The organism is Nakamurella deserti, assembly GCF_003260015.1.
Classification (GTDB): Bacteria; Actinomycetota; Actinomycetes; order Mycobacteriales; family Nakamurellaceae; genus Nakamurella; species Nakamurella deserti.
Map to the genome: position 1 here is coordinate 1 of NZ_QCXS01000004.1, position 18486 is coordinate 18486.

Annotated in this window: 15 protein-coding genes and 2 pseudogenes; 3 read left to right on the forward strand and 14 right to left on the reverse strand. The window is 70.7% G+C overall.

Annotated features, from left to right (window positions below; all coding sequences use genetic code 11):
* Nucleotides 1-211: pseudogene (locus DB033_RS18435) on the forward strand (2-keto-myo-inositol dehydratase); the annotation flags it as partial.
* Nucleotides 212-290: 79 nt separating this feature from the next.
* Complete coding sequence (locus DB033_RS18440) at nt 291-1157, forward strand: sugar phosphate isomerase/epimerase family protein (protein ID WP_111768440.1); 867 nt, start codon at nt 291-293, stop codon at nt 1155-1157.
* A gap of 113 nt (nt 1158-1270) precedes the next feature.
* Here the strand turns inward: DB033_RS18440 and DB033_RS21850 are convergent.
* From DB033_RS21850 to DB033_RS18470, 5 genes and pseudogenes are all read right to left on the reverse strand, one after another.
* Nucleotides 1271-1881 (reverse strand): annotated as a pseudogene (locus tag DB033_RS21850) (VOC family protein); the annotation flags it as partial.
* A gap of 54 nt (nt 1882-1935) precedes the next feature.
* Nucleotides 1936-2979: a Y-family DNA polymerase gene (locus DB033_RS18455; RefSeq protein WP_170315594.1), complete on the reverse strand. Its 1044-nt coding sequence runs from the start codon at nt 2977-2979 to the stop codon at nt 1936-1938.
* A 175-nt stretch (nt 2980-3154) separates the two neighbouring features.
* Nucleotides 3155-3919 (reverse strand): SDR family NAD(P)-dependent oxidoreductase, encoded by a 765-nt coding sequence (locus tag DB033_RS18460; RefSeq protein WP_111768444.1) that lies wholly within the window; start codon nt 3917-3919, stop codon nt 3155-3157.
* Nucleotides 3920-4151: 232 nt separating this feature from the next.
* A complete protein-coding gene (gene fdhA, locus DB033_RS18465) occupies nt 4152-5381 on the reverse strand; it encodes a formaldehyde dehydrogenase, glutathione-independent (protein WP_111768445.1) in 1230 nt (409 codons plus the stop codon).
* Between the two features lie 190 nt (nt 5382-5571).
* Nucleotides 5572-6768, reverse strand: coding sequence for a phytanoyl-CoA dioxygenase family protein (locus DB033_RS18470; RefSeq protein WP_111768446.1), 1197 nt, complete (start codon nt 6766-6768; stop codon nt 5572-5574).
* Between the two features lie 260 nt (nt 6769-7028).
* Here DB033_RS18470 and DB033_RS18475 point away from each other — a divergent pair, with 260 nt between their 5' ends.
* Nucleotides 7029-8051, forward strand: a complete 1023-nt coding sequence (locus tag DB033_RS18475; RefSeq protein WP_111768447.1) for a LacI family DNA-binding transcriptional regulator — start codon at nt 7029-7031, stop codon at nt 8049-8051.
* A gap of 179 nt (nt 8052-8230) precedes the next feature.
* On the opposite strand, the gene DB033_RS18480 is transcribed toward DB033_RS18475, so the two are convergent.
* From DB033_RS18480 to DB033_RS18525, 9 genes are all read right to left on the reverse strand, one after another.
* Entirely contained in the window at nt 8231-9046 is an 816-nt protein-coding gene (locus DB033_RS18480; RefSeq protein ID WP_111768448.1) for an ATP-binding cassette domain-containing protein, read from the reverse strand.
* Nucleotides 9047-9048: 2 nt separating this feature from the next.
* Nucleotides 9049-10110 (reverse strand): ABC transporter permease, encoded by a 1062-nt coding sequence (locus tag DB033_RS18485; protein ID WP_111768449.1) that lies wholly within the window; start codon nt 10108-10110, stop codon nt 9049-9051.
* A gap of 67 nt (nt 10111-10177) precedes the next feature.
* On the reverse strand, nt 10178-11194 hold the full coding sequence (locus DB033_RS18490) for a substrate-binding domain-containing protein (RefSeq protein ID WP_111768450.1): 1017 nt from the start codon (nt 11192-11194) through the stop codon (nt 10178-10180).
* Nucleotides 11195-11847: 653 nt separating this feature from the next.
* Nucleotides 11848-12684: a 3-oxoacyl-ACP reductase family protein gene (locus tag DB033_RS18500; RefSeq protein WP_111768452.1), complete on the reverse strand. Its 837-nt coding sequence runs from the start codon at nt 12682-12684 to the stop codon at nt 11848-11850.
* 194 nt (nt 12685-12878) lie between these two features.
* Nucleotides 12879-13883 carry a Gfo/Idh/MocA family protein gene (locus DB033_RS18505; RefSeq protein ID WP_111768453.1) on the reverse strand — a complete coding sequence of 335 codons (1005 nt, stop codon included), beginning with the start codon at nt 13881-13883 and terminating at the stop codon, nt 12879-12881.
* Nucleotides 13884-13937: 54 nt separating this feature from the next.
* Nucleotides 13938-14858 (reverse strand): TIM barrel protein, encoded by a 921-nt coding sequence (locus DB033_RS18510; RefSeq protein ID WP_111768454.1) that lies wholly within the window; start codon nt 14856-14858, stop codon nt 13938-13940.
* Nucleotides 14859-14930: 72 nt separating this feature from the next.
* Nucleotides 14931-15812, reverse strand: coding sequence for a Cgl0159 family (beta/alpha)8-fold protein (locus tag DB033_RS18515; RefSeq protein WP_111768783.1), 882 nt, complete (start codon nt 15810-15812; stop codon nt 14931-14933).
* 5 nt (nt 15813-15817) lie between these two features.
* Complete coding sequence (iolC, locus tag DB033_RS18520; protein ID WP_111768455.1) at nt 15818-16789, reverse strand: 5-dehydro-2-deoxygluconokinase; 972 nt, start codon at nt 16787-16789, stop codon at nt 15818-15820.
* A 102-nt stretch (nt 16790-16891) separates the two neighbouring features.
* Nucleotides 16892-18448: a CoA-acylating methylmalonate-semialdehyde dehydrogenase gene (locus DB033_RS18525; RefSeq protein WP_111768456.1), complete on the reverse strand. Its 1557-nt coding sequence runs from the start codon at nt 18446-18448 to the stop codon at nt 16892-16894.
* Between the last annotated feature and the right edge of the window lie 38 nt (nt 18449-18486).

Sequence of the window (18486 nt, forward strand, 5' to 3'; positions counted from 1 at the left end):
CCCGCTCGGCGTGATGGTCGAACCGCCCTACGGCGAACCCGCCGTCCCGCCGCTGCTGGACGCCCTCGCCGCCCTCGACCGGGAGGTGTTCACCATCCTCGAACAGGACCTGTACCCGGTGAAACCCGACGTCCCGCTCGCCATCCAGGCCCGCGCCGCCGGCTACCTCACCGCCTGCGGCCTCGGACCCGTCCGACGCTGGCCCTCCTGAGTCCGCCACACCGCGTGCCCGCTGTGCGTCACCCCCACGTCATCGCCGACGACCCCCGTCGGCCGGAACGGAGTAACTGATGGTCAAGATCGCGCTCGACCCGGCGATGTACCACGCCGACCTCTCGGTCGCCGACGAGGTACGCAAGGCCGCGGACCTGGGCTACGAGTACCTGGAGCTGTCGCCCCGCCCGGACTTCTTCTTCTGGCACCGCTACCCCAAGGCCGACGACGCCGCGATCGCCGAGGTCAGGCAGGCGTGCCGGGAGACCGGCGTGCAGATCAGCAGTCTCGTGCCGGTGTTCAACTGGTCGTCCCCGGACGAGCAGGAGCGCCAGGCGCAGGTGCGCAACTGGCGCCGACTGCTGCAGATCGCCGCCGAACTCGAGGTGCCGGTGGTGATGTCGGAGCTGTCGGGTGATCCCAACCAGCCCCTGAAGTCCGAGCACGCCTTCTACCGGTCGATGGAGGAGCTCATCCCTGACTTCGAGAAGCACGGGCTGGTACTGAACCTCGAGGCGCACCCGTACGACTTCTCCGAGACCAACGACGATGCCGTGCAGATCATCCGGGGCCTGAACACCTCGTGGGTGAACTACGTGTTCTGCGCACCGCACGCCTTCCACCTGTCCGACGGCAAGGGCGACCTCGACCGGATGATCCGCTACGCCGGCAGCAAGCTCGCCCACCTGCACATCGCCGACTGCTTCAACCACCGCGCCAACGTCGGTAACCGCTACATCGTCAATCCGCCCGGCGTCGACGCCCGCGTGCACCAGCACAACGAGATCGGCAACGGCGACATCGACTGGGACCAGTTCTTCGCCACGCTCCGCGACGTGCGGTTCGACGGCATCGCCACCGTGTGCGTCTTCGGCTGGGAGGAGAACGCCGACGCCATCCATCGGCGGATGCTGGAGCGGGTCACGAAGGAACTCGCGGGCTGAGTCCCACCGGACCCGGAGCAGGCTCCGCCCCCGTTCAACGTTCGGCGCGGAGCCTCGTTGCCGCCCGGGTCGGCCGGCTCGATGCCGCCGTCCCGGTCGGCGAGCCGGGTGCCGCCGAGCCCGGTGAGCCGTTCGAGCTCGCCCCCGAGGTCGGTCGCCGCCAGCTCGAACCGCTGCCGGTTGCGCCCGGTCTTCTCCGCGACCGGCCTTCCGCTCCAGGCGATCTGGGTGCCGTCGGCCGGCGCCTGGATCGCCGTCTCGCCCTCCCGGTCCCAGACCAGCGGCCGGCCCAGCGCGTCCCGCCAGAACAGGCCCAGGTCCCGGGTGCCGTCGCCGGCGGTCTCGCCGAGTCGGCCGCAGCCCGCGAGGAAGGCGTTGTCGGGCTCGATGACGCAGAACGCCTCACCGCCCGGGTTCGTGAGCACGATGTGGCCCTCCTCCGGCTGCTGCCCGATGTCGAGGTGGTGCCCTCCGGACGACACCACCACGTCCACCGTCCGCCGCTGATCATCAGGATCGGCGGTGGTCACCTGCAGGTGGACGCGCTCGGCGCCGGGTGTCCGGAACGGCCGTCGACGAACCGGAGCCCGACCTGGGTCGGGTCCCCGGGTAGCCGGAACCCGTCGTCGGGGATCACGGCCCGGCCGAGCGAAGCGGCCCAGAACGCCGCCCGGCGCGCCGGATCCGGGGCGTCGAGGGTGACGGAGACGAAGCGCAACGGCATGGGCGCGAACCTGGGCCGATCGTCCGGGCGACGCACCCGGTCATCCGGCCCACCTCAGAACAGCGCGCCCTGCACCTGGTCGGCCGGCACCAGCCCGGCCAGGGTGACGCCCAGCCGCGACAGCGGCGGGACCGGCTCCCGCCGGAGCAGGTCGCGCGCCACCGGCAGCCAGACGTCCGGACGGGTGGTCGCCTCCTCGACGGCGCTGCGCCGCACCGGGGCCGGATGCCCGTCCTCGCCTCGCAGGATCAGTGCGAGGTGGGCACCGGCCAGCCCGGCGCGTTCCACCCGGTGACAGACGCGGGCGACGCACGTCTCCAGCAGTTGCTCGGGTGTCCAGTCGGGCCGGCCGTAGCCGGCGACCGACCCTTCGGAACTGAACGACGCCCGCCGCCGCAACGGCCTGACCTCGGCGTCGTCGGTGCCGTCCCGCAGGCGCCACAGCCGGCCCGCCATCGTGGTGCCACACAGCTGCCGCAGCTGCGGACGCGGCACGTCGTCGAGGTCGGTCAGGCGCCGGATACCCAGTGCGGACAGCCGCCGGGTGGTCGTGGGTCCGACCCCCCAGATGTCGGTCAGCAGCAGGTCGGCGCGGACCGCCTCCTCCTCGTCGACCCCGATGACGAACAGGCCGTCGGGCTTTCCGGCCCGGGAGGCGAGCTTGGCCATCAGCTTGGTTCGCCCGACCCCGACGGTCACCGGGATGCCGAGCTCGGCCGCAGCGCGCCGGCGCAGCTTACGCGCCCGCTCCACGGCGTCGTTCCAGCTCAGATGCGAGGTGTCCAGGAACGCCTCCTCGATGGAGCCGGGTTCGACGGCGTCGGCCACCTCGTGGAACAGGTCGAACAGGGCGTCTCCCACCTCCTCGACCTCGGCGTGCGGGACGTCGACCAGCACCAGCTCGGGGCACCGCCGGACCGCCTCCGTGGCGAGCATGCCGCTGCGCACGCCGAGGGCGCGGGCCAGGTAGTTCGGGCTCGCCACGATGATCATGGTGACCACCGCCAGCGGCCGGGCCGCGAGGTCGGGGCGGCCGCGCATGACCACCGATGCGAAGAACGCGTCGGCGTCGGCATGCAACAGCGGGCCGCGGCTCATCACACGATCGTACATACGTACGAGTCGAAGGCGCCACCACCGGTCGGGAGCGCATGTCGGCCGGGCACCGGGGAGGCGGCCAGGCCGCCGGACCCGAATGACAGGTGCGTCCGGACCGCCTCCCGCCCGGCGCGCGACAGCACGATCGTCCGGACCGCCGAATCCTCACTCGCCGTCAGGCGGCCGCGGTCTGCCCGCCGTCGACGAGCAGCTCGCTGCCGGTGATCATCCCCGCGGCCTCCGAAGCCAGGAACAGGATCGTCCCGGCGATCTCGGCGGGCTCGATGAGCCGGCCGAGCGGCACGGTGGCCGCCAGCTGCTCCCGCAGCGCCTGGGCCGCGGCGGCGTCCGGCGCCAGCTCCGACAGCCCGGGCGTCGCCGTCGGCCCCGGCACCACGGCGTTGACCCGGATCCCGCGCGGCGCGAGCTCGACCGCCCAGGTCCGGACGAACGAGTGCAGCGCCGCCTTCGTCGCGGCATAGGCGCCGAACGCGGGCATGCCACCCGGAGCGGCCGTCGAGCCGGTGACGATCACCGACGCTCCCGCGGACAGCAGCGGCAGGGCCTTCTGCACGGTGAACAGCACCCCGTCGACGTTGGTCCCGAAGGTCTCGTCGACGTGTTCCTGCGTGGTCTCGGCCAGCGACGCGAACGACCCACCTCCGGCGTTGGCGACCACGACATCGAGTCCCCGCCCGCGCGCCCGGACGGCGGCGAAGACCCGGTCGAGGTCGGCCGGCGACGCGGCGTCGGCCTGCACCCCGAGCCCGGATCCACCGAGCGTTTCGACGGCCCGGTCCACGGCCTCCCGACGACGCCCGGTCACCACGACGAACGCCCCCGCGGCGGCGAACCGCTGGGCGGTGGCGAGTCCGATACCGCTCGTCCCGCCGGTCACCAGAACGGTACGGCCCTCGAAACCTGTTGTCACTGTGTTCATCTGACTCATCCTCCGTCGTGGGACGCGGCGTCCGCGCCCCGGTTCCGGCCACCCGGCCCGGGTGACGGCACTAGAAGGGTGAAACTTCACGCAATATTCCCGGGTGCGGTGCCGCGGCGCGGGACAGCGCCCCCCGGGTTGCGGCCCCGACGGACAGCGCCGCCCCGTGGCGCGACGGCACCACGGGGCGACGGGGACGACGGGGACGACGGGGGCGACGGGGACGACCGGGTCAGGCGGCGACGATCCTGCCGGTCACCCCGTGCGGATCGATGACGTACTTGCGCGCGACGCCGGAGTCGAACTCCGCGTAGCCCTTGGGGGCGTCCTCGAGGCTGATCACGGTGGCGTTCACCGCATCTCCGATGTGCACCTTGTCGTGCAGGATGGCCTTCATCAGCCCGTTGTTGTACTTCATCACCGGGCACTGGCCGGTGTAGAACGAGTGGGACTTCGCCCAGCCGAGCCCGAGCCGGATCGAGAGCGACCCGACCTTGGCGGCGTCGTCGGCCGCGCCGGGGTCACCGGTGACGTACAGACCGGGGATGCCCAGCGAGCCGCCCGCCGCGACGATGTCCATGAGCGAGTTGAGCACGGTGGCCGGCGCCTCGTTGCCCGCGTCCCCGCCGTGCCCATGGGCCTCGAAACCGACGGCGTCCACCCCGCAGTCGACCTCGGGGGTGCCCAGGAGCTGCTCGATCTGGTCGCGCGGATCGCCCTTGGTGACGTCGACGGTCTCGCAGCCGAGCACGCGTGCCTGCGCGAGCCGCTCCTCGTTGAGATCACCGACGATCACCACGCCCGCCCCGAGCAGCTGCGCCGAGACCGCGGCGGCGATGCCCACCGGTCCGGCCCCGGCCACGTACACGCTGGACCCGGTCTTCACCCCGGCCGTGTAGGCCCCGTGGAAGCCGGTCGGGAAGATGTCCGACAGCATGGTCAGATCGGTGATCTTCTCCATCGCCTGGTCGTAGTCGGGGAACACCAGCAGGTTCCAGTCGGCGTAGGGCACGAGGACGTACTCGGCCTGTCCACCCACCCAGCCGCCCATGTCCACGTAGCCGTAGGCCGAGCCGGGACGGTCGGGGTTGACGTTGAGGCAGATGCCGGTCTTGCCCTCCTTGCAGTTCTTGCAACGGCCGCAGGAGATGTTGAAAGGCACCGAACACAGGTCGCCGACCTTGACGAACTCGACTCCGGGACCGACCTCGACGACCTCACCGGTGATCTCGTGGCCGAGGACGAGCCCCTCCGGCGCCGTGGTGCGGCCGCGCACCATGTGCTGGTCGGACCCGCAGATGTTCGTTGTCACCACCTTGAGGATCGCGCCGTGCGGGATCTTGCGACCGACGTTCGCGGGGTTGACCCCGGGGCCGTCCTTGAGCTCGAACTCGGGATAGGCGATCGGGTCGACCTCGACCTTCAGTGGGCCCTGGTACGTGACGGCGCGGTTGTTCGGCATCGTGCTCCTCTTCGTCGAAGATCGCAGCGAGCCCCGGACGGGCCCGCCTGCCGGGTGTGACGGCGGCGACGTGCCGGATGCCACCACCTGTGACATGCCCAGAACCCCGGGGAGCCGCACCGGACACACGGCGCCGGACACACGTCGGTCCCGCCCCGGCAACGCGGGACGGGACCGGCGCCACGGCGGATCAACCCGGGAAGGGCTGCGTCCTGGTCGTGTGTGCCTCCAGCGCCGCGGCGAAGGCGTCCGGTGCCCACTCCTCGGCCACGGCCTGCCGGACCAGGTCGGCCTGGGTCTGCGGGGCCATGCCGCCGATGGGCTGGTCGCGGTCGAGGTTGGTCGGGAAGGCGTAGCCCTCCGCGGAGGCGGCGATCACGTTGTCCAGTGCCGTCCGGGCGACGCCGCGGCGCCTGGCCTCCAGCAGCACCGGGAACAGCGCCCGGCACATGGCGACCCGGTCGACGGACTCCATCGCCCGGCCGAACGGCGACGACACCTGCAGCAGGTTGGCCATCCGGCGGACGTCGGCCGACACGTTGGTACCGGCACCGTGGAACAGCGCGGGGTTGAAGAAGGCCGCGTCGCCCTTGGCCAGCGGCAGTTGCGTGTAGTGCTGCAGGAAGTACGCGGTGAACTCGGGCAGGTGGAACGCCAGGTAGCCGGGCTCGTACCGGTGGGAGTACGGCAGGTACAGGGTCGGGCCGGTCTCGATCGGCATGTCGCAGTGGGCGACCGCGCCCTGCAGGGTCAGCGCCGGCGACAGCCGGTGCACCTGCGCCGGGAACCGGGCCGCCGCGGCGGCGTCCATGAAACCCAGGTGGTAGTCGCGGTGGGCGGTCTGGGCCTGGCCGCCGGGGTTGACCACGTTGATCTGCGAGGTGACCTGGTATCCCGGCCCGAGCCAGGCCTCGCTGATCAGCGCGATGACGTCGTTGGCGTAGTACTCGGCGAAGATCGCCGGCTCGGCGACGGCCAGTTTGTCCAGTGCGCCCCACACCCGGTCGTTGGCACCCGGCTTGCCGAAGTGGTCGCCCTTGGCGGTACCGGCGGCCTTCTCGGCGGCGATCTGGGCGTGGAACGCGTCGGTGGCGCGGTCGACGACCGACAGGTCACCGAAGGCCGCCTTGAACACCACGATGCCCGGGCCGTCGGTGAGGGCGCGCATCAGTTCGGCCTGGACGTCGCGGCGGCCCTCGACGGAACCGACGGCCGCCCGCAGCTTCTCGCCGTAGATCAGCACCTTCTGCTCGACGGCATCGGCGTAGGGGTAGTCGGCGAGCTCGGTCTGCTGGTCGACGACCGCGACGAAGTCGTCGAGGGAGCAGTCGGCGGCGGTGAGCCAGCGGGTGGTGCCGGATGCGGTGGACACAGCGGATGCCGTCATGGGATGCGCTCCTGGGTCGGTGGCGGGACACCTCAAGGGTCCTCGACGCCGCCGCATCCCGTCAACGGCCGCCAGCCCTCAAAAAGCCCTCATCGGCGGCGACTTCGGACGCGCTCCACCCGGGTTGACCGGGTGTCACCACACGCGGACCGGAGCGGACGGCGGGACGCGACCTCACGGTCCCGCACCCGGCGCCCGCACCCGCATCCGGCTTCCGGCGTCATTGACACACCCCTCACGAACCCCTCAGACTCGCGGCTGTGCCCCACCCGTACCCGGTCCGCGAGATCGCCCGGCAGGCCGGCCTGAGCGAGGCGACCGTCGACCGGGTCCTCAACCACCGCCCCGGAGTCCGCGCCAGCACCGCCGCCCTCGTCGGTCAGGCGATCGCCGACCTCGACCGGCAGGCGTCCCAACTGCGAATGAACGGCCGGACCTTCCTGGTGGACGTGGTCGTCCAGGCCCCGGACCGTTTCTCCGCCGAGGTCCGCGCCGCCCTGGAGGCGGAACTGCCGTCGTTGCGGCCGGCCGCGGTGCGGGCCAGGTTCGACTTCCGGGAGAGGGCCCGGCCGGTCGAGATGGTCAAGGTCCTCGACGACATCGGGCACCGCGGCTCGGCCGGGGTCATCCTCAAGGCTCCCGACGTCCCCGAGATCGCCGCCGCGGTCGACAGTCTCGCGCGACGCGGCATCCCGGTCGTCACCCTCGTCACCGATCTGCCGCTGAGCCGCCGGGTGGCCTACGTCGGCATCGACAACCGCGCCGCCGGGTCGACGGCGGCCTACCTGGTGGACCGGCTGCTCGGGGAGCGTCCCGGCGCGGTGCTGATGGCGTTGAGCCGCAGCGTCTTCCGCGGCGAGGAGGAACGCGAGATCGGGTTCCGCGCCACCATGCGCCGCCGCGCCGCCGGCCGGGTCCTGGTCGAACAGACCGACACCGACGGGCTGGACGGCACCGTCCGGGAGTCGACGTTGCGGACCCTGGAGCGTCACCCGGAGATCTACGCGGTCTACTCGATCGGCGGCGGGAACCGGGCGGTCCTCGACGCGTTCGAGGTCGCCGGCCGGCCGTGCCGGGTGTTCGTCGGCCACGACCTCGACCGTGACAACCTGGCGCTGCTGCGCGAGGAGAAGCTCACCGCCGTCCTGCACCACGACCTGCGCTACGACCTGCGGCTGGCCTGCCACACGATCATGCAGGCCCACGGCGCCATCGACGGGCCGATCACGTCCGTCCGGTCACCCGTGCACGTCGTCACGCCGTACAACCTGCCGGCGGTGTGAGCCACCGGGGACCGGTCGGCGATCCGAACCGGTGTGCGGGCCGACACCTCGGGCGTGATCACCCCGGATTCCGGCGCACAGGCACGAGCGGCGGTCCGGGAGACCACCCGCCGTCCCGGGAACGCCGGAAGGGCCGCCCCCGGCGGGGACGGCCCTTCCGGCACAACTGCAGCGACGACTCAGCGCGCGAGTTCGTGCGCCAGTTCGGCGAGTTCCTGCCCACCGGCCATCTCGGCGGTGAGCTCCTCCAGCGAGACCTCGGTGCGCTTCTTGTCCAACACGCACTGGCCGAGCTTGAGGATGGCGAAGTGGTTCCCGACCAGGTAGGCGTGGTGCGGGTTGTGGGTGATGAACACGACCCCGAGGCCGGCGTCGCGGGCGGCGGCGGTGTACTTGAGCACCACACCGGACTGTTTGACACCGAGTGCGGCGGTGGGCTCGTCCAGGATCAGCACCCGGGCGCCGAAGTACACCGCGCGCGCGATCGCGACACACTGCCGCTGACCACCGGACAGGGTGCCGATGGGCTGGTTGATGTCCTTGACGACGATGCCCATCTTCTGCAGCTCGGCGTCGGCGATCTCGCGCATCTCCTTGATCTTCAGCGGAGCGCCCGGGTAGTTGCCCGCCTTGAGCTCCGAACCGAGGAAGAAGTTGCGCCACACCTCCATCAGGCTGACCACCGCGAGGTCCTGGTAGACGGTGGCGATGCCGTGGTCCAGGGCCTCCCGCGGGGACCCGAACTTCACGTCCTGGCCGTCGACCTTCAGCGAGCCCTCGGAATGCGGGTGCAGCCCCGACATGATCTTGATGAGGGTCGACTTGCCGGCGCCGTTGTCGCCCAGCACGCAGGTGACCTCACCGGCGTTGACCCGCAGGTTGATCCCGCGCAGCGCGCGCACCGCTCCGTAGTACTTACCGATGTCCTGCATCTCGATCAGGGGCGTGCCCTTGACCAGCGAGGAATCCGCGTGTTCGGCGAGGGTGTCCGTCATGGTCAGGAACTCCTTCGAGTCGTGGACAGCTTCTTCACGTAGAGGTTCACGCCGACGGCCAGCAGCAGCATGACCCCCAGGAACGTGCGGAACCAGTTCGGGTCCCAGCCGGCGTAGACGATGCCCTGGCTCACCATGCCGAAGATGAACGCGCCGATCGCGGTGCCGATCGCGGAGCCGTAGCCACCGGTCATCAGCGTGCCACCGACCACCGCGGCGATGATGTAGATGAACTCCTGACCCACGCCCTCACCGGCCTGGATCGTGTTGAACGCGTACAACCGGTGCTGGCCGTAGAACCAGGCCAGGAATCCGACCAGCATGAACAGGCCGATCTTGACCTTGTTCACCGGCACACCCACCGCCCGGGCGGACGCGGCGTTGCCGCCGACGGCGAAGATCCAGTTGCCGATCTTGGTGCGCACCAGCACCCAGGTGGCGATCGCGACGAAGACCAGCCACCACACCACGGTGATCCGCAGCTTCGCGTCCCCGATCGGGATCTCGGCGGCGAAGATCGCCTTGAGCGAGTTGAACCCGTCGATGTCGGACACGTTCTGGGTGGCCACCGAACCCGAGATGGCCTTGGTCACCGCGAGGTTGGCACCCTGCAGGATGAAGAACGTGCCCAGCGTGATCAGGAACGACGGGATCCCCGTTTTCTGCACCAGATAACCGTTGAGGAACCCGATGGCCAGGGCGAACACCAACGCGATCGCCGTGCCCAACCACATGTTGACCGACAACTGGTAGCTGATGATCGACGCGGTCAGCGCCGCGGTGATGAACGCGACGCCGGCCGACAGGTCGAACTCGCCGCCGATCATCAACAGGCCCACCGCCACCGCCACGATGCCCACCTGCGAGGAGGCGTACAGCACCGTCGTGAACGACGTGAAGTCGCGGAACGGCGGGGCGACGATGAAGAAGAAGATGTAGATGGCGACCGCCGCGAGCAACGCGCCGACCTCCGGACGCCCCAACAGACGCGCCGACAACGGCGGCGTCGAGCGGCCACTGGCCGCAGCGGGCGCCGGGGCCGGCGCCTTCACCGATGAACTCATGAGTTGCTCCGATCGCTGGGGTGGCTCGGTGGGGACACTAGGCCCCCACCGAACCGTCGGCCAGATGTCAGCGGGTGCCGGCGTCCGCGTAGGAGGAGATGGCTTCGATGTTGGTCTTGTCCACGAAGGACGGACCCGTCAGGACGGCCTTGCCACCGCCGAGATCGTTGCGGTTGGTCAGGTACAGCCACAGGGAGTCGACGGCCTCGTAGCCCTGCAGGTACGGCTGCTGGTCGATGGAGAACTCCAGGTTGCCGTCCTTGATGGCCTGCGCGGCATCGGCGTTCAGGTCGAAGGTGCCGACCTTGGCGCTGGAACCGGCGCCGTCCTTGGCCTGGATCGCGGCCAGCGCGATCGGGGCGCCCAGGGTGATGACGTAGTCGATCGTCGGGTCCTGCTGCAGCTTGGCGGTGATGGTCGAGGTCACCGACGACAGGTCGGCGCCGTTCACCTGGAGGTTCTCGGTGCCCGGGGCGCCCTGGGCGACACCGGCGCACCGGGTCTCCAGCGCGACCGAACCCTCGGCCTGGATGATGCACAGGACCTTCTTGGCCCCGGCCTCAGTGGCCCGCTCGCCCGCGGCCTGTCCGGCCAGCGCCTCGTCGGAGCCGAAGTACATCAGTGCGCCGAGGTCCTTGTACTGGTCGATGCCGGAGTTGAAGCCGACGACCGGGATGCCGGCGTCGGTGGCGGCCTTGACCGCGGGGGCCAGCGCGTCCGGGGTGACCAGCGTGGTGGCGATCGCGTCGACCTTGGAGTCCACGGCGTTCTGGATCAGCGTGGCCTGACCGGCCGCGGTCGGGTCGTTGGAGTACTTGATCGTGATGCCGTGGTTCGAGGCCGCGGAGTTCACGCCCGCCTTGATCTTGTCCCAGAAGGTGTCACCCGGGGTCTCGTGGGTGATGACGGCGATCGTGTAGGCCTTGGGGCCCTGGTTGACCGCGCCGCCGGAGCCGCCGGCCTGCTGCGAGGAGGAGGTCTCCTGGGCGCCACCGGAGCTGCTGCAGCCCGAGACGGCCAGCGCGACGGCTGCCACGGTGGCGGCCGCGACGCGCAGGCCCTTCCGAGATCGACTGAGCTTCATTGCTTTCCTTTCGTCGGATTCCCCGGCGACGTCGCCGGTTCACGTAGTGCGTACTGCGGGCGGAGCACCAGCCCACCGGCCGTCAGCGGACGGTGGGGGCGGCCGAGCCGCCCGGGCCGGCGCACACCACCGCGGACGGGTGGTGCGGACGGGAGCGGAACGAGGTGGGACGGGAACTACGAGGGTGCGGACCGCTCGACGATCGTGACACGGCTGCCGCGCCGGCGAGGTCGTCGCCGGTGGACGGACGCAGCGGTCCGCGGCGGGTCGTCACGACGGAGTCGCGGTGACCGGAGCCGACGGTGCGGTGCGGGGTGATCCGGTGGACGGTGGTGGGCCCGGCGGATCGGCGGTGCGGGTCACCGGAGGTGACCCGGCGGCAGCGAGACGGCCCTGGGATGCAGACGCGGTGGACGGGGGTGGTGCCCGCCGTCGTGGCAACACCCATGGGGCCCTACCTCCGCCTGATCCGAGCGCCGGCGCCTCTGCCGACAGGAACAAGAGTGTCCGACGGCACATCGGATGTCAAGCTTTTGTACTGACATTCTTACGTCGATCCAAGAGGTGCCGGGCAGCGACGCGGCGCGAGGCCGGCCCTCCTGGCAGCCGGGCGAAACGTTCCGCGCACGAACAGGTATCGAAGCCGTAACGAACTACATGTCCATGCCGCCGTTCACGGCCCAGACCTGTCCGGTGATGTACGAGGAGGCGTCCGCGGCCAGGAAGTGCACGATCCGGGCGATCTCCTCGGGCCGGCCGAGGCGTCGCAGCGGGATCTGCGCCGTGATCTTGTCCAGCACCTTCTCGGGGACCGCCGCGACCATCTCGGTGGCCGTGTACCCGGGGGTGACCGTGTTGACGGTGATGCCGACACTGTCGTCGGAGAGCTTGCCGGCGCGCTCCAGCAGGAACGCGGCCTCCCGCGCGAACGTCTTGGTCAGGCCGAACAGGCCGGACTTGGACGCGGCGTAGTTGGCCTGCCCGATGTTGCCCATCTCGCCGATGACCGACGAGACGTTGATGATCCGACCGCTCCCCCGCTCCACCATGTGCGCGAGCGCCGCCTGCGACAGGAAGAACGCTCCGGACAGGTTGACGTCGAGCACCTTGTGCCAGTCGTCGTCGGTGAGCTTGAGGATGGTCTTGTCGATCGTGATGCCGGCGTTGTTGACCAGGATGTCCAGCCGCCCGTGCTGTTCGATCACCTCCGCCACCACCCGACGGCAGTCGTCGGCGGAGGCGACGTTGCCCTGGTGGATGGTCACCGCGGTGCCGAAACGGCCCTGGAAGTCGGCCAGGAAACCCTCGGCCTTGGTCACGTTGCCGCTGAACCCGGCCGCGATGGCCGCGCCCTGCGCCGCCAGGCTGCCGCAGATCGCGGCCCCGATGCCCCGGGTGCCGCCGGTGACGAGAGCGACGCGTCCGGAGAGCTTGTCGCCCACCACCGCACTGACGGATCCCTTGTCGACGGAACTGTCGGCGGTGGTCATGGGGGCCTCCCGGGGTCGCGGAACGCGGTGGCGGTCCACTCCGGGAGGAGGGACCGGCTGGCGCACCTGATCCTAGGGCTCCCCACCGCGACGGCAACCGGACCGGAGATCGGCACCGGGCCGCTGACGGCAGCCGACAGGGGACGGGGCGGTGCCCGGCGGACGCCGGCCACCGCCCCGGAGAACGGACCTGGTCAGGGACGCGGGGACATCCGCACCTCGACGCGCTGCCCGGTGCGCACGGCCTCGACGCCGGCCTCGCACACCGCGACGGCGGCGTAGCCGTCCCAGGCTCCAGGGCCGTCGATGGTGCCGTTGCGGGCCGCGTTCACCCAGCGCTGCAGCTCGGCGTGGTAGGCCGCTCCGAAGCGCTGCACGAAGCCGGGGGTGAGAGTGCCGCCCCAGCGACCGTCGGTGGTGGTGCGGACCAGGTTCTGGTCGAGACCGATGAGCGCGGAGCCGGTCTCACCGACCACCTCGGTGCGCACCTCGTAGGCGACGCCGGTCCGGACGTAGATCTCGTCGGTGGCCACCGCCCCGGTGCTGGTCTCGAAGACCACCAGCATCGGGTCGTTGACGCCCTCCGGGGCGCGTGAGGTCGCGAGCCCCTTGTGGACGGTGATCGCCGTTATCTCCGTGTCCAGCAGGAACCGGACCACGTCCACCTCGTGCACCACCGAGTCGCGGATCATGAACTCGGAGTTGAAGTGCGGCGGCACGTCGGGGTTGCGGTGCGTGCAGTGCACCATCAGCGGCGCGCCCAGGCCACCGTCGGCGATGAGGGCCCGCAGCTCGGCGTACTCGGTGTCGAAGCGGCGCATGAAGCCGAGCTGGATGAGCTGCCGGCCGAGCTCGGCCTCCCGCTGCACGATCCGGTACGCGGTGTCGATGCCGGTGGTCAGCGGCTTCTCGCAGAGCACCGGGATGCCCCGCTCGAGGCAGGCCAGCACCTGCTCCTCGTGGGCCGCACCGGGGGTGGCGATGACCACGGCGTCGACGTCGTCGGCGTTGATCGCCTCGAACGGGTCGGCGACGACCCGCGACCCCGGGATGCCGGCCGAGACCTTCGCCGCGGTGCCGGCGGAGAAGTCGTTGATCACCGTGACGGTGGCGCCCTTGACGGCGGTGGACAGCGTGCTGGCGTGGAACGAGCCCATCATGCCGACGCCCAGGACGGCGACGCGCAGATCATCGGACACGGAGGTTCTCCTTCAGGCGGAACGGGGTGTGGTGGGTGGGCACGGGTGGCCGGGTCAGCCGCGCGGGGCGACGTGGCGGCAGCCCTTGAGGTAGGTCAGGGTGCGCTCGGCGATCGGGAACGGCACGTCGCCGGCGCAGCCGTACATGTCCTGCTCGACGATGCCGAAGATCGGCCGCCCCAGTCCCTCCAGTGCGGCGAAGACGTCCGGCATGTGCGGGACGCCGCCCGGCGGCTCCTGCATGACGCCCAGCTGTACGGCCTTGGCCCAGGTGAAATTGTTCTCGTCGACCACGGCCTTGACCTGCGGGTCGACCTGCTTGAGGTGGGTGTAGGTGACCCGGGACGGGTGCTTGGCGATCAGGTCCAGGTTGTCGCCGCCGCAGTAGCTCAGATGGCCGGTGTCCAGGCAGAGGTTGACGTAGTCCGGGTCGGTGCCCTCCAGGAACCGCTCCACCGCGGCGTTGTTGTCGACGTGACTGTCTGCGTGCGGGTGGTAGACGACCTTCATCCCGTACTCCTCCAGGATGGCCTTGCCGAGGCGGTCGTTGCCCTTGATCTTGCGGTCCCAGGCGGCCGCGTCCAGGTGGTAGGGCTCGACCTCCTCGCCGGTGACGTCGTCGCGCCACATCGACGGGATGACCACCACGTATTCCGCGCCCGCGGACTTGGCCAGCCCGGCCACGTCGCTCACCTGGGTCCACACGTCGTCCCAGGAGTTCTCCCGCTGCAGGTGCTCGAAGACGGTGCCCGCGGTGACCTTGAAGTTGCCGGGGGCCAGCGCATCGGCCAGTGCCGACGGGTCGGTCGGGAGGTAGCCGTACGGGCCGAGCTCGATCCATTCGTAGCCGGCCGCGGCCGCCTCGGTGAGGAACTGGGTGTACGGCACCTGCACCGGGTCGTCGGCGAACCACACACCCCAGGAGTCGGGGGCGGTACCGATGGTGACGCCATCAGAAGGGGGGAGCAAGGTCATGGGGATGTGTACCTCCGGTCGTGTGGTGCGGCGGCGGTGCCGGCGCCGGGATGTGGTGCGGGAGTGCCGGTCTCAGCGGATGAGCGAGACCGCGTTGTCGACCGCGTTGGCGACGTCGCCGTCGGCCGGGTACAGCATGGTGCGGCCGACGACCAGGCCGCGGACCGACGGCAGCGACAGCGCCCTGGCCCACGCGGCCAGGGTGTCCTCCGGTGATCCGGACGGGTCGCCGCCGAGCAGCAGGGTCGGGAAGGTCGTCGCGTCCATGACGCGCTCCATCTCCTTCACCACGGGCAGCTTCATCCAGGTGTAGGCGGTGGAACTGCCGAAGCCCTGGGCGATGTGGATGCTCTTGATGACCGCGTCCGGGCTCAGGTCGTTGACGATCTTGCCGGCCACCCGACTGGACATGAACGGCTCGACCATCGCGATGAGCTTGGCCCGGTTGAGCTCGGTGACCGCGCGGGCGCACGTCTCGAGGGTCGACACGGTGCCCGGGTCGGCCAGATCGATGCGGGTCAGCATCTTGGCGCCGTCGAAGCCGCCGTCGATGGTGCCCTGGACGTCGTAACCGGTCATCCGGTCGTCCATCTCGAAGGACGCCCCGGCGAGACCGCCGCGGTTCATCGAGGAGAACATGATCTTGTCCTCGAGCGCCCCCAGCAGCAGCAGGTCCTCCACGATGTCGGCGGTGGCGAGCAGCCCGTCGACCCCGGGGCGGGACAGTGCGGTCTGCAGCCGGCCGAGCAGGTCCTTGCGGTCGCTCATCGCGTGCGGATCGGACCCGACGGACAGCGCGCCGCGGGCCGGGTGGTCGCAGGCGACGATCATCATCTTGCCGTCGTCACCGAGCAGGTGGCGGCGCTTGCGGGAGCGGAACAGCCCGGCGATCCGCTCCGGCTCGCGGGCCCGGATCTCGGAGATCTCGTCGTAGCTCTTGGCGAAGTGGGACATCGCGTTCACCGGCCTTCGTTGGGGTTGCCACCGGCGATGAGGGTGTCGATCTCCGCGGCGGTGGGCATGGCGGTGGAGCACTCGAGGCGGGACGCGACGATGGCGCCGGCGGCGTTGGCCCGCTGCAGCACCTTCTCCAGCGGCCAGCCGGCGAGCAGGCCGTTGGCCAGCGACCCGCCGAAGCTGTCGCCGGCGCCGAGCCCGTTGACCGGGTCGATGAGGATGGGCGCGGACTCGACCCGCTCGTGCCTGGTCTTGGCCAGCACGCCCTTGGGGCCCTGCTTGACGATGGCCAGCTCCACCCCGGCGTCGAGCAGGGCGTCGGCGGCCTTGTCCGGCACCGTCTCCCCCACCGCGACCTCGCACTCCTCGCGGTTGCCGACGGCCACCGTGACGTGCGGGAGGATGCGGGCGATCTGCTCGGTGGCGTCGGCGGGCTTGTCCCAGAACATCGGGCGGTAGTCCAGGTCCAGCACCACGAAGCCCTTGCGGCCCCGGGCCTCCAGCACGTCGAGGTGGGTCTGCCGGCTGGGCTCCTCACTCATCCCGGTGGTGGAGATCCACAGCAGGTCCACGGCCCGGACGAGGTCGAGATCGACGTCGGAGGTGCGGATCTGCAGATCGGGGGCGGTGGGCTTGCGGTAGAAGTACAGCGGGAAGTCGTCGGGCGGGAAGATCTCGCAGAACGTGACCGGCGTCGGGTACTCGGTGTTGGTCACCACCTGGCTGTCGTCGACCCCGAGGTCGCGCAGCGCACGGCGGACGAAGCGGCCGAAGGGGTCGTCGCCGACCCCGGTGATGATCGAGGTGCGCCGGCCGAGCCGGGCGGCGGCGACGGCGACGTTGCCGGTGGTGCCGCCGAGGAACTTGCCGAACGTCTCGACGTCCTCGAGACCGACGCCGATCTGCAGCGGGTAGATGTCCACGCCGGCCCGACCCATGGTCAGGACCTCCGGGACTGCGGTGGGGGCGCTCATCTGTGCCTTCCGGGAACGGGGGGTTGGGTGGGTGCGTCCACCGGCGGGTGGCCGGGACGCGGGCGCCCGGTGGGCCGTCGTGGTCGACGGCCCACCGGCAGGTCACACGTTCTGCGGGAAGCCCAGGTTGAGGCCGCCGTGGCTGGGGTCGAGCCAGCGGGTGGTGATGACCTTGTTGCGGGTGAAGAAGTTGAAGCCCTCGGTGCCGTGGGCGTGGGTGTCGCCGAACAGCGAGAGCTTCCAGCCACCGAAGGAGTGGTAGCCGACCGGGACCGGGACCGGGACGTTGATGCCGACCATGCCGACCTCGACCTCGTTCTGGAACTTCCGCGCCGCTCCGCCGTCGTTGGTGAAGATGGCGGTGCCGTTGCCGTACGGGTTGTCGTTGATCATCTGCAGGCCCTCGTCGTAGGAGGCCACCCGCAGCACCGACAGCACCGGGCCGAAGATCTCGTCGGTGTAGATCGTCATGTCGGTGGAGACGTTGTCGATCAGCGTCGGGCCGAGCCAGAAGCCGTCGGCGTCGCCGTCGACGACCGGGTCGCGGCCGTCCACGACCAGGGTGGCGCCGGCCTCGGCGCCGGCGGCGACGTAGGAGGCGACCTTGTCGCGGTGCGCGCCGGTCACCAGCGGGCCCATGTCGCAGCCGCGGCGGCCGTCGCCGGTGCGCAGGGTGCCCATCCGCTCGACGATCTTGGCGACCAGCTCGTCGGCGACGACATCCACCGCGACGAGCGCGGAGATGGCCATGCAGCGCTCACCGGCGGAGCCGAAGCCGGCGTTGACGGCGGCGTCGGCGGCCAGGTCCAGGTCGGCGTCGGGCAGCACCAGCATGTGGTTCTTCGCGCCGCCGAGGGCCTGCACACGCTTGCCGGCCTTCGTGCCGGTCTCGTAGACGTAGCGGGCGATCGGGGTGGAGCCGACGAAGGAGATCGACTTGACCCGCGGGTCGGTGAGCAGCGCGTCGACGGCGACCTTGTCACCGTGCAGCACGTTGAACACCCCGTCCGGCAGCCCGGCCTCCTTCCACAGACCGGCGAGCCAGTTGGCCGTGGACGGGTCCTTCTCGCTCGGCTTGAGCACCACGGCGTTGCCGGCGGCGATGGCGATCGGGAAGAACCACATCGGCACCATGGCCGGGAAGTTGAACGGCGAGATGATGCCCACCACGCCGAGCGGCTGCCGGATGGTGGCGACATCGACGTTGGTGGAGGCGTTCTCGCTCAGCGAGCCCTTGAGCAGGTGGGCCAGGCCGCAGGCGAACTCGACGACCTCCTGGCCGCGGGTCACCTCGCCGAGCGCGTCGGAGAGCACCTTGCCGTGCTCGGAGGTGATCAGCTCGGCGGCCTCGGCCTTGCGCTCGTTGAGCAGCTCGCGGAACTTGAACAGCACCTGCGTGCGGCGGGCCAGCGACAGCGCGCCCCAGGCCGGGGCCGCCGCCGCGGCTGCGGCGATGACCGCGTCCGCGTCGGACTCCGACGCGAGGGTGACGTGCTTGGTGACCTTGCCGGTCGCCGGGTCGTACACCGGGGCGGTGCGGTCGGAGTCACCGGCGAACGGCGCGCCGTTGCTCCAGTGCGGCAGGACGGTGGGCGTCGTGGCCGTGCGGCGGGCGTCGGTCGCCTCGGGCAGGGCGTCGGGATCGGTGATGGTCGTCATGGGTCCTCCGGGGATATGCGGGAGTGCGGACGGGAAGC

What these genes read in the sequence shown, in the direction of transcription:
- DB033_RS18440 (WP_111768440.1), top strand. Translation starts at nt 291, where the DNA reads ATGGTCAAGATCGCGCTCGACCCGGCGATGTACCACGCCGACCTCTCG.
- DB033_RS18455 (WP_170315594.1), bottom strand. Translation starts at nt 2,979, where the DNA reads ATGAGCCGCGGCCCGCTGTTGCATGCCGACGCCGACGCGTTCTTCGCA.
- DB033_RS18460 (WP_111768444.1), bottom strand. Translation starts at nt 3,919, where the DNA reads ATGAACACAGTGACAACAGGTTTCGAGGGCCGTACCGTTCTGGTGACC.
- fdhA (WP_111768445.1), bottom strand. Translation starts at nt 5,381, where the DNA reads ATGCCGAACAACCGCGCCGTCACGTACCAGGGCCCACTGAAGGTCGAG.
- DB033_RS18470 (WP_111768446.1), bottom strand. Translation starts at nt 6,768, where the DNA reads ATGACGGCATCCGCTGTGTCCACCGCATCCGGCACCACCCGCTGGCTC.
- DB033_RS18480 (WP_111768448.1), bottom strand. Translation starts at nt 9,046, where the DNA reads ATGACGGACACCCTCGCCGAACACGCGGATTCCTCGCTGGTCAAGGGC.
- DB033_RS18485 (WP_111768449.1), bottom strand. Translation starts at nt 10,110, where the DNA reads ATGAGTTCATCGGTGAAGGCGCCGGCCCCGGCGCCCGCTGCGGCCAGT.
- DB033_RS18490 (WP_111768450.1), bottom strand. Translation starts at nt 11,194, where the DNA reads ATGAAGCTCAGTCGATCTCGGAAGGGCCTGCGCGTCGCGGCCGCCACC.
- DB033_RS18500 (WP_111768452.1), bottom strand. Translation starts at nt 12,684, where the DNA reads ATGACCACCGCCGACAGTTCCGTCGACAAGGGATCCGTCAGTGCGGTG.
- DB033_RS18510 (WP_111768454.1), bottom strand. Translation starts at nt 14,858, where the DNA reads ATGACCTTGCTCCCCCCTTCTGATGGCGTCACCATCGGTACCGCCCCC.
- DB033_RS18515 (WP_111768783.1), bottom strand. Translation starts at nt 15,812, where the DNA reads ATGTCCCACTTCGCCAAGAGCTACGACGAGATCTCCGAGATCCGGGCC.
- iolC (WP_111768455.1), bottom strand. Translation starts at nt 16,789, where the DNA reads ATGAGCGCCCCCACCGCAGTCCCGGAGGTCCTGACCATGGGTCGGGCC.
- DB033_RS18525 (WP_111768456.1), bottom strand. Translation starts at nt 18,448, where the DNA reads ATGACGACCATCACCGATCCCGACGCCCTGCCCGAGGCGACCGACGCC.